Origin of the sequence: uncultured Aquincola sp. (genome assembly GCF_964001545.1) — a bacterium.
GTDB lineage: Bacteria > Pseudomonadota > Gammaproteobacteria > Burkholderiales > Burkholderiaceae_C > Aquincola.
In genome coordinates, this window is sequence record NZ_CAXFDV010000657.1 from 1 (window position 1) to 7,208 (window position 7,208).

The 7,208-nt window shown below is 69.0% G+C and carries 7 protein-coding genes; 5 read left to right on the forward strand and 2 right to left on the reverse strand.

Annotated features, from left to right (window positions below; all coding sequences use genetic code 11):
• The first annotated feature begins 296 nt into the window (after positions 1 to 296).
• The 5 genes from ABNT58_RS22760 (at position 297) to ABNT58_RS22780 (ending at position 5,740) form a co-directional block, all read left to right on the forward strand.
• A complete protein-coding gene (locus ABNT58_RS22760; RefSeq protein ID WP_348755686.1) occupies positions 297 to 1,961 on the forward strand; it encodes an alkaline phosphatase D family protein in 1,665 nt (554 codons plus the stop codon).
• Between the two features lie 24 nt (positions 1,962 to 1,985).
• The gene (locus ABNT58_RS22765; protein WP_348755687.1) at positions 1,986 to 2,600 is read left to right on the forward strand and encodes a DVUA0089 family protein; all 615 of its coding nucleotides are present in this window, start codon (positions 1,986 to 1,988) and stop codon (positions 2,598 to 2,600) included.
• Between the two features lie 51 nt (positions 2,601 to 2,651).
• Positions 2,652 to 4,172 carry a BCCT family transporter gene (locus ABNT58_RS22770; RefSeq protein WP_348755688.1) on the forward strand — a complete coding sequence of 507 codons (1,521 nt, stop codon included), beginning with the start codon at positions 2,652 to 2,654 and terminating at the stop codon, positions 4,170 to 4,172.
• An 88-nt stretch (positions 4,173 to 4,260) separates the two neighbouring features.
• Positions 4,261 to 5,457, forward strand: a complete 1,197-nt coding sequence (pncB, locus tag ABNT58_RS22775) for a nicotinate phosphoribosyltransferase (protein WP_348755689.1) — start codon at positions 4,261 to 4,263, stop codon at positions 5,455 to 5,457.
• 25 nt (positions 5,458 to 5,482) lie between these two features.
• Positions 5,483 to 5,740, forward strand: coding sequence for an acyl-CoA-binding protein (locus tag ABNT58_RS22780; protein ID WP_348755690.1), 258 nt, complete (start codon positions 5,483 to 5,485; stop codon positions 5,738 to 5,740).
• Between the two features lie 99 nt (positions 5,741 to 5,839).
• Here the strand turns inward: ABNT58_RS22780 and ABNT58_RS22785 are convergent, their stop codons facing one another.
• Positions 5,840 to 6,148, reverse strand: coding sequence for a polyhydroxyalkanoic acid system family protein (locus tag ABNT58_RS22785; protein WP_348755691.1), 309 nt, complete (start codon positions 6,146 to 6,148; stop codon positions 5,840 to 5,842).
• Positions 6,149 to 6,185: 37 nt separating this feature from the next.
• Positions 6,186 to 7,208, reverse strand: coding sequence for an aminopeptidase (locus ABNT58_RS22790; protein WP_348755692.1), 1,023 nt, complete (start codon positions 7,206 to 7,208; stop codon positions 6,186 to 6,188).

Genomic DNA, 7,208 nt, shown 5'->3' on the forward strand with positions numbered 1-7,208 from the left:
AGCGAGTTGGACCGCGGGCCACCCACCCGAGTAGCGCAGGGCAGTCGGCACGCAGTGCCGACCGCGGAAGCTAAGCCCCCGGGCCCGCCCGCACGGCCCTGCGCAAACCAGCACGCAACCCACCCAGGGTGTTCCACCCACCCACCCACCCAGCCAGCCAGCCAAGCCCAGCCAAACCGAACGGCACCCCCAAAACCGTCGCACGCCTGACATACACCCTGCCCACACTGCCCCGCTTCACCGCCCGTTGACGTGTCGTTCACACGGGTGCCAAGCACATCGCCAGGAGTACAGCCATGGGACGCCCGCTCGTCAAACCGCCGGTCCGCAAAGGACCGAACCGCCGCCAGTTCTTCCGCCAGTCGGGTGGTGGCACCGCCGCCCTCGCCGCTGCCACGCTGATGCCGCTGGGCTCGGCCATGGCCGCCGCGGTGGCCAATGTGTTCCAGCATGGCGTGGCCAGCGGCGACCCGCTGTCCGACCGCGTGATCCTGTGGACCCGCGTGACGCCCGTTGCCGGCCGCGGCGCGGTGCCGGTGCAGTACGTGGTGGCGCGCGATGCGGCGCTGACCCAGGTGGTGCTGCGCGGCAGCACCAAGACCAACCCCGACCGCGACTACACCGTGAAGGTGGACGCCGCCGGCCTGCAGCCCGCCACCACCTACTACTACCAGTTCAAGGCTGAAGGTGTTGACTCCCCCATCGGCCGCACCCGCACGCTGCCGGTGGGCCAGGTCGACCGCCTGCGCATGGCGGTGGTCAGCTGCTCCAACCACGCCTACGGTTACTTCAACGCCTACCGCCACATCGCCGAACGGGCCGACCTGGACCTGGTGATGCACCTGGGCGACTACCTGTACGAATACGGCACCAACCAGTACGGCACGGCCCGCGCCACCGAGCCCGCGCACGAAATCGTCACCCTGGCCGACTACCGCATGCGCCATGCGCAGTACAAGCGCGATGCCGACCTGCAGGCCATGCACCGCCAGCACCCGATGATCGCCATCTGGGACGACCATGAGATCACCAACGATTCGTGGAAGGACGGCGCGCAGAACCACACCGAAGGCGCCGAAGGCGTGTGGGCCGATCGGGTGGCCCAGGCCCTGAAGGCCTACTACGAATGGATGCCGACGCGGGTGCCTGATTCGGCCAACCTGCGCAAGAACTGGCGCGGCTTCCGCTACGGCGACCTGGCCGAGCTGCTGATGCTGGAAGAACGCGTGTCGGCCCGCTCGCAGCAGCTGCCCGCGGGCGGCCAGTTCACGCAGACCGGTGCCTTCACCGACCCCAGCCGCACGCTGCTGGGCGACACGCAGGAGGCCTGGGTGGCCAGCAGCCTGCGCAACAGCAAGGCGCAGTGGAAGTTCCTGGGCCAGGGCGTGATGTTCGCGCAGCTCAAGGGCGTGGGCGCGGCCAATGCGGCCGGTGGCGGCGCGTTCCTCAATGCCGACCAGTGGGACGGCTACCAGCCCGCCCGCGACCGCATCTACGACATCCTCAAGGGCAATGCCACCACGCCGGGCGTGAACAACGTGGTGGTGCTCACCGGCGACATCCACAGCTCCTGGGCGGCCGACCTGACGCAGGACCCGAACAATACCGACGTGACCAGCGGCGGCTACAACCGCAGCACCGGCGAAGGCTCGCGCGCGGTGGAGTTCGTCGGCACCTCGGTCACCTCGCCGGGCGTGAACGACCCGCAGGGCAGCACCGCCGCCTTCCTGCGCAGCCAGAACCCGCACTTCAAGTACATCGACCTGATGCGCCGCGGCTACATGCTGATCGATGCCACGCCGCAGCGCGTGGTGGGCGAATGGTGGTACGTGGACACGGTGGCCAGCATCAGCCACGTGCAGGCCTTCGGCACTGCCTTCGAGGTGCAGGCCGGCACCAACCGCCTGGTGCCTTCGGCGCAGACCACGCCGCGCGCCAACCCGCCGCAACTGGCCCCCTGACATCCCTTCAGCAGGATCTCTCTCATGACCACCACCCTCCCTTCCGCCCTGCGCGCCACCGTGGCCGCGCTGCTGGCCGCCACCGGCATCGCCGCCCACGCGGGCGACTTCACCCTCAGCGGCCAGCTGGCCCACCACAACGACGTGGTGCGCATCACCTTCGACGTGGCTGCCGGCGGCAGCGACGTCAGCCTGTTCACCGACTCCTGGCAGAGCGGCCTGAACTTCGACCCCGCGCTGGCCGTGTGGCGCCAGAGCGGCAACGACTGGACGCTGATCGGCCAGAACGACGACGCGGACCCGCTCGGCGCCGGACAAGGCTATTACGACAGCGGCCTGACGCTGCAGCAGCCCTCGGCCGGCCGCTACATGGTCACGCTGGTGGCCACCTTCAACGCGCCCAATGGCACGCAGCTGTCGCAAGGCTTCAGCTACGACGCCGAGGCGCCCATCGCCATCGGCCAGTGGACCCAGCCCACCGCCGACATCAACTACGGCGACCAGAAGGGCGGCCTGTGGCAGCTGCACATCAACGGCGTGCAGGCCGTGGCCGCGGTGCCTGAGCCCTCCACCTGGCTGCTGATGGCCCTGGGCGCCGCCGCGCTTATGCCCGCAGCTCGCCGCCGCCGCAGCAGCTGAAAAAGCCACCGCGCTTAACATCGGTCGCCTTCTGTACCTGGAGGGCCACCGATGCCAACGTTCATTGCCGCGGGCCTCATCGTCGTCGTTGTCGGCTGGGGCTTGTTGTTCCCCGACTCGCTCGGCAGCACGTTCGACCAAGCCCTGGGCTTCATCACCCACACCTTCGGCTCCTTCTACCTGTGGGTGGTACTGGCGCTGGTGGTGATGTGCGTGCTGCTGGCCTTCAGCCGCTACGGCACGCTGAAGCTGGGCGGTGAAGACGACGAGCCCGAGTTCTCGCTGGGCTCCTGGTTCTCGATGCTGTTTGCCGCGGGCATGGGCATCGGGCTGGTGTTCTGGGGCGTGGCCGAGCCCATCTCGCACTACGGCACCCCGCCACCGGGCGTCGCGCCCAACACGGCCGATGCGGCCAACGCGGCCATGCGCTACAGCTTCTTCCACTGGGGGCTGCACCCCTGGGCGGTGTACAGCATCGTGGCGCTGGCCATCGCCTTCTTCCAGTTCCGCCGGCAGCAGCCGGCGCTGGTGAGCGCGGTCACCTCGTCGCTGGATTCGCGGCTGGTGCAGCGGCTGGCGCCGGTGTTCGATGCACTGGCCGTCATCGCCACCGCCTTCGGCGTGGCGGCGTCGCTGGGCATCGGCGCGCTGCAGATCAACAGCGGCCTGGCGCGGGTGTTCGGCCTGCCGGTGAGCAACACCGCCCAGGTGGTCATCATCGCCGTCACCACCGCCATCTTCATCACCTCGGCCGTCAGCGGCGTCGAGAAGGGGCTGAAGTGGCTGTCCAACGCCAACTTGATGGTGGCCGCGGCGCTGGCGCTGGCGGTGTTCGTGCTGGGGCCCACCGTGGCCATCATCGACACGCTGACCAACACCCTGGGCGGCTACCTGAGCGACCTGGTGCGCATGAGCCTGCGCATGACGCCCTTCCGCCAGAACGACTGGGTGGCCAGCTGGACCATCTTCTACTGGGCCTGGTGGGTGTCCTGGGCGCCGTTCGTGGGCCTGTTCATCGCCCGCGTGTCGCGCGGCCGCACCATCCGTGAGTTCATCCTGGGCACGGTGCTGGCGCCCACCATCGCGGCCATGCTGTGGTTCTCCATCTTCGGCGGCACCGCGCTCAACCTGCAGCTGCTGCAGGGCGCGCCCATCGCCGAGGCGGTCAAGGCCGACGTGTCCACCGCGCTGTTCGCGCTGTTCGATGCGCTGCCGCTGGGCGGCGTGATGTCGGTGGTGGCCACGCTGCTGGTGCTGGTGTTCTTCATCACCTCGGGCGATTCGGCCACGCTGGTGCTGGGCATGATGAGCCACCGCGGCGACCCCAACCCCTCGGCCCGCAGCAAGATCCTGTGGGGCCTGCTGATCGCCGGCATCGCGGTCAGCCTGCTGCTGAGCGGCGGGCTGAAGGCGGTGCAGACGGCCACCATCGTGTTCGCGCTGCCCTTCACCGTCGTCATCCTGCTGATGGCGCTGGCGCTGTGGCGCGGCGTGCGCGCCGACTGGCTCGAAGAAGACCGGCGCGAGCGGGCGCTCAAGCGCCGGCTGCGCGAGATGGCCGCGCCGCGCTGAGGCCTGCCGGCCGCCGGCCGGACCGCCTCGGGGCTTGCGACGACAATGCCCCCGGGTGCGGCCCAGGCGCGCCGCCGGAGAGACCCGAGTGCAACCGATCATCCACAGCCTGCTCGACAACGACCTCTACAAGTTCACCATGTGGCAGGCGATGCTGCATCGCCATCCGCAGACGCAGGCCGAATACCGCTTTGTCTGCCGGCATGAGCCGGGTTATCCGCTGTCCGAGCTGGAGCAGGAGATCGGCGAGCAGCTGGACCATCTGTGCAGCCTGCGCTTTCGGCCCGACGAGCTGAAGTACCTGCGCGGCCTGCGCTACATCAAGACCGACTTCGTCGACTTCCTGCGCATCTTCCAGTTCCAGCGCGAGTTCATCCACGTGCGCATCTCGGGCGACACGCTGGAGATCATCGCCAACGGTCCGCAGGTGCACGTGATGGCCTTCGAGATCTACGTGCTGGCCATGGTCAACGAGCTGTACTTCCGCCGCTTCGATGCCGACCAGGCCCTGGTCTGCGGCCGCCAGCGGCTGCAGGACAAGCTGGAGCTGCTGGACCGCTTCGACAACGAGGCGCCGCGCACCCACCCCTTCGAGTTCTTCGACTTCGGCGTGCGCCGGCGCTACAGCGGCGCCTGGCAGCGTGAGGTGGTGACCACGCTCAAGCGCGAGGCTTCGCGCTACTTCAAGGGCACCAGCAACGTGCTGCTGGCGCGCGACCTGGACCTGATCCCGATCGGCACCATGGCGCACGAGTACCTGCAGACCTACCAGGCGCTGGGCGTGCGGCTGCGCGACTTCCAGAAGGCGGCGCTGGAGAGCTGGGTGCAGGAGTACCGCGGCGACCTGGGCGTGGCGCTGACCGACGTGGTGGGCATGGACGCCTTCCTGTCCGACTTCGACCTGTACTTCGCCAAGCTGTTCGACGGCCTGCGCCACGATTCGGGCGACCCCATCGTGTGGGGCGAAAAAGCCCTGGCCCACTACGAGAAGCTGCGCATCAACCCGCACACCAAGCGGCTGACCTTCTCCGACGGGCTGGACATTCCGCGCGCGCTGGCGCTGTACCGGCACTTTGCCGACCGCACGCAACTGGGCTTCGGCATCGGCACCAACCTGACCAACGACGTGGGCCTGAAGACGCTGCACATCGTGATGAAGCTGACCCACTGCAACGGCCAGCCGGTGGCCAAGCTGAGCGACAGCCCCGGCAAGACCATCTGCGACGACCACACTTTCCTGGCCTACCTGCGCCAGGTGTTCAACGTGCCGGCACCGGCCGTCTGACCTTTTTCTTTCCGACGAGAAGTTGATGTCCGAAGACCTGAAGACCCGTTTCGAGCAAGCCGTGGCCGAGAGCAAGCAATTGCCCGAGAAGCCCGACAACATGACGCTGCTGAAGATCTACGGCCTGTACAAGCAGGCCACCAGCGGCGACGTGCAGGGCGACCGCCCCGGCCTGACCGACTTCGTCAACCGCGCCAAGTACGACGCCTGGCAATCGCTGGCCGGTACCTCGGCCGAGCAGGCGATGGGCGACTACATCGACCTGATCGAATCGTTGAAGTAGGCCCCCTAGCTCGCTGCGCTCGCGCCCCCCCGAGGGGGAGTACCCGCCCTTGGGGCGGCCCGGCGGGCGGGTTGCCGTAGGCCCCCAAGCCCGCTGCGCTCAGCCTGTCGCCTTGGCCAGCAACGCATCCAGCTTGCGGGCGATCTCGGCCTCCACCGTGCCGCTCATCGCCTTGAACAGAAAGCCCAGCTCGGCCTGCAGGTCGAGTTGATCGGCCTTGACCGCCAGCGTGCCCTGTATGCCGCTGCGCTCGAAGCGCACGGTGTCGCCGTCGCGGCCTTCTTCGGTCTCGAACTGCAGGCCGTACTTCTCGCCGGCCTGGGTCATCCACTGCTGGGCCAGGCGCCGCGCCTGCGGCAGGCCCAGGGCATGCGGTCGTTGGATGTGGATGTCGGGCTGACGGGCCATTCGGCTCTCCTCGGTGTCGGTCTCGGGGTTCAAGGGGTCAGGGCGCGGCCTGCAGCGCCGCGCGGCGTTCGGCCATCGGCAGCGCCGCCAGGCGGCGCACCTCGGCATAAAAGCGGGGAAAGTCGCCACCCAGGCGCTCGAACAGGCGCACGAACTGCGGCACCAGGTCGTTGTAGGCGCCCTGCACCGCCAGCGACGGGTTGCTGGCGCGGGCAAACCAGGCGTCGTAGCCGGCATAACCGCCCCAGCGTTCACGCTTCATCGCCTCATAGTCGGCGCGCAGCCGGGCCAGGCGCTCGGCCTTGGCGCGGCGCTTGTCGTCGTCGCTGGCGCTGCTGGCGTACAGCGCCGCCAGGTCGGTGCGGGCGGCCAGGGTCAGCGCGCGGAAGTCGGCGCGGCGCTCGGCCATCTGGTCGTAGGCCTCGCGGCTGCCGGGCGCGCCGTGCTGGGCCAGCCAGCGATCGCCACCGATGCGTTCCACCGCGGTGGCAAAGCTCTCGTTGAAGGCGGTGTCGCCATTGGCATAAGCCACCTGGTGCGCCAGTTCGTGGAACACCATGCGCGCCAGCTCCGCCTCGCCCCAACCGACGAAGGTGTTGAGCAGCGGGTCGCCGCCCAGCCAGTCGCTCCAGCCCAGCGTGGAGTACGCCGGCACGCCATAGACGGCCACCTCCCAGCCTTCGGCCTTCAGCTGGGCGGCCAATGCATCGGCCGCCGCGCGGTCGTAATAGCCGCGGTAGCCGATGCAGCCCACCACCGGAAAGCACCAGGTCTTGAGCTGCAGCGACAGCTCGGGCGTGGCCACCACGTTCCACACCGCTGCACTGCGGCCCAGGTCGGCATAGCGGCGGTAGCTGCCGTTGTCGGGCAGGTGCAGCTCGGCGACCGCATAGTCGCGGATCTGCTGCGATCGCACCAGCTGCTCGCGCAGGGCCGGCGGTGTGGCGGGGTCGTCCAGCACCTCGGGCACCGGCCGCGCGCGGGCCAGCAGGTCGAGGTGGCCGTGCGCCGCCTGCGCGTAATAGCCCGCGGTGCTGCAGCCGCCCAGGCCGGCGGCCAC